Genomic DNA, 2,708 nt, shown 5'->3' on the forward strand with positions numbered 1-2,708 from the left:
TGAGGAAGGATGAACGAGGAGCTTCGACGAGGCCCGACGCCCGAATGACTTGTGAAGGCGATACGTCAATCGGTTGTCTGTGGTGTGGCGTTCCGTGAACGCGCATCACCACATGACAATCGTATAAAGCAAGCCTACCTGTATATACAGGACTTGTAAGGGGTTCGACCCCTTAGACCCCAAAGGGCGCACTTAGCCATTGGATTTCATCCAACGGCAGTGCTCCCACCAACAACTGAGGAAATCATTTAATGAATACAGAAAAAGTTTATAAAGTCATGGATTCTGCTCTTGAGCAATATCGCTTAGATAAATCAGATTTGCATTTTGGTCGTGCTCAGGGTGCTGCTAAGTTAGCGCTTGAACTTTCTATTATCACTGCTGATCAATATGTTGTTTACATTGAATCTTTGATTTTTGCACGAAATAATTTGTAGTTATTAACAGAGCAGGCGGAGTGCCTGCGAACTGACACCATCTGAATTTCAAAACCTTCCTTCCCTGATTACAAGCTCCCCTTGGATTTCCAAGCGGGAGTTTTTAGCCATCCCGAACGGGTGGCGACGCAAAGATAATTTGACAAAGATTCTAAGTGTATTATTATTCGTATTACGAATATAAAATATGCACCATAATTTGAGGAATAATCTATGTGTCAATCATTCGGTACTATGGGACTTGCAAAAGCTGAAGCTGAAATTAACGCTCATGAACAAGACAGCGCATCTGCTGTTTCTTCTGAAATCAAACCTTTTACAACTAAAGCGCCTACTCACGTTATTGAAGGTTTAGACCTTCTTGCTGGTCATTTTGGAATGACTCGCAATGCATTGGTTTTAAAGCTCATCAATCAATATTTGGGTCAGGCATTCGCTGAATACTCTACTGGTTATAACTCTGTTTTTCACAATCCCGATGTTTCAGATGTTCAGCAAATCATTCATGACATTGAAAATCTAACTGAACACAGTGACGTTTCAGAACAAGCGAAAGAATACGTAAATCGTTTGGTTGTAGATCATTTGGTGAATACCTAATGACTGAGATGCCTAAAGAACATTTAGAACAGGCGAAAGACCTTTTCGCCTACATCATTCAAGAACATATGAAAGACAACCGAAGCCTAACAACCATCAAAATCTTTAAACAAGATGGCCGATTAAAAATTTTGGAGTTATCAGATGATTAAATTAGAAGGAACATTATTAAACGTCTTTACCCAACAAGGCGGACAAAATAAGAAAACTGGTGATCAGTTTGAAGATCGTGACAAAGTACAAATTTTAGGTGCAATGGATCTGCCAAACGGTGACGTTAAAAATGAACTTTTTACGTTATCCGTAGAGAACTATCAGGACTTTAAAGACTTCCTAAATAAGAAAATTTGTATTGCTGTTGGTGCAATGGCAAGCGGTCGTAATGTAATTTTTTATGTTGCTAAAGGTGCAAAACCGATTCTAGCAGACCAAATGTGAAACACGAAAAAAAACAGTGAGTTAGCGAAGCTTCTCGCTGTTTTTTCTTTCTCTTGATACTATTAACTAAAGTGGGGATGAAAATTGCTTAAAAAAGACAATAAAAAAGCCCATATTTCGGACGATTTGGCGGTCGATGAAATACAGGCTTTGCAATCTGCTAATGCAGATCAACACAGGGATAGAATATCACGTTTTGGGCTTTTGAAACATAGATCGAAACTACAAGAACAATATTTGTGGACACAGGTCGACTTCAAATCTGAAGGTGAAAATGAAACATCCAATAAAGCTCTAAAGGCTGCAACCAAATTAAAGGGATGCGGTCAATTTCTGCTGTTCCGTAATTACTACACGATAGATCAAATCAAGCTCGAAAAATTCCACGTATGCGGACAGCATTTGCTGTGCCCAATGTGCGCTGGTATTCGTGCTGCCCGTTCAATGAATCGGTATATTCAACGCATCGAAGAAATAATGCGTCAGAATCGCAAGCTAAAGCCCGTATTGATCACTTTGACCGTTAAGAACGGGGATGACCTACAGGAACGCTTTGAGCACCTTACACGTTCATTTAGGACGCTTTTACAGCGTTATAGGGATTATAAGAAAAAAGGTTGGGGGTTTAATCAATTTTGTAAAATTGATGGCGGTTTTTATACGACTGAATACACCTTCAACAACAAGACCAATCAATGGCATCCGCATATCCATATTTTCGCATTATTGAATGATTGGATTGACCAGGAAGAACTAGCAGAAACTTGGCACGATATCACCCTTGATTCATACATTGTCGATGTTCGTAGGGTTAGAAAAACCAAAGAGGAAGGTTATAGCAAGGCTGTAGCTGAAGTCTGCAAATACGCTCTTAAGTTTAGCGATCTATCCACTGAGAAAACCTTTCAAGCATTTTTGACCCTTAAGGGCAAAAGGCTTACAGGTTCATTCGGCTCTATGCATGGTGTGAAAATCCCTGAAAAAGCTACAGATGATATGCCAAAAGAGGAGCTTCCATATTTGGAGCTGCTCTATCGTTTTGTATTCGGTGAAAGATCGTATTACAACTTAGAAATAACAAAAGACGTAAAGCCAAACAAAAGGAATGAGGAAGGATGAACGAGGAGCTTCGACGAGGCCCGACGCCCGAATGACTTGTGAAGGCGATACGTCAATCGGTTGTCTGTGGTGTGGCGTTCCGTGAACGCGCATCACCACATGACAATCGTATAA

5 protein-coding genes are annotated in these 2,708 nt (G+C 40.3%); all 5 read left to right on the plus strand.

Annotated features, from left to right (window positions below):
• Positions 1-251: 251 nt before the first annotated feature.
• Positions 252-437, plus strand: a complete 186-nt coding sequence (locus FTT76_RS17370) for a hypothetical protein (protein ID WP_180190653.1) — start codon at positions 252-254, stop codon at positions 435-437.
• A 213-nt stretch (positions 438-650) separates the two neighbouring features.
• The gene (locus tag FTT76_RS17375; protein ID WP_180190654.1) at positions 651-1,037 is read left to right on the plus strand and encodes a hypothetical protein; all 387 of its coding nucleotides are present in this window, start codon (positions 651-653) and stop codon (positions 1,035-1,037) included.
• Complete coding sequence (locus FTT76_RS17380) at positions 1,037-1,189, plus strand: hypothetical protein (RefSeq protein WP_180190655.1); 153 nt, start codon at positions 1,037-1,039, stop codon at positions 1,187-1,189. Before FTT76_RS17375 ends, FTT76_RS17380 begins: the two co-directional genes overlap by 1 nt.
• Positions 1,182-1,475: a hypothetical protein gene (locus FTT76_RS17385; protein WP_180190656.1), complete on the plus strand. Its 294-nt coding sequence runs from the start codon at positions 1,182-1,184 to the stop codon at positions 1,473-1,475. Before FTT76_RS17380 ends, FTT76_RS17385 begins: the two co-directional genes overlap by 8 nt.
• An 84-nt stretch (positions 1,476-1,559) precedes the next feature.
• Positions 1,560-2,594 (plus strand): protein rep, encoded by a 1,035-nt coding sequence (locus FTT76_RS17390; RefSeq protein WP_180190657.1) that lies wholly within the window; start codon positions 1,560-1,562, stop codon positions 2,592-2,594.
• Positions 2,595-2,708 lie beyond the last annotated feature (114 nt).

The sequence above is a fragment of the Acinetobacter sp. YH01009 genome (assembly GCF_013420765.1).
Lineage (GTDB): Bacteria > Pseudomonadota > Gammaproteobacteria > Pseudomonadales > Moraxellaceae > Acinetobacter > Acinetobacter amyesii.

What these genes read in the sequence shown, in the direction of transcription:
- FTT76_RS17375 (WP_180190654.1), top strand. Translation starts at nt 651, where the DNA reads ATGTGTCAATCATTCGGTACTATGGGACTTGCAAAAGCTGAAGCTGAA.
- FTT76_RS17385 (WP_180190656.1), top strand. Translation starts at nt 1,182, where the DNA reads ATGATTAAATTAGAAGGAACATTATTAAACGTCTTTACCCAACAAGGC.
- FTT76_RS17370 (WP_180190653.1), top strand. Translation starts at nt 252, where the DNA reads ATGAATACAGAAAAAGTTTATAAAGTCATGGATTCTGCTCTTGAGCAA.
- FTT76_RS17380 (WP_180190655.1), top strand. Translation starts at nt 1,037, where the DNA reads ATGACTGAGATGCCTAAAGAACATTTAGAACAGGCGAAAGACCTTTTC.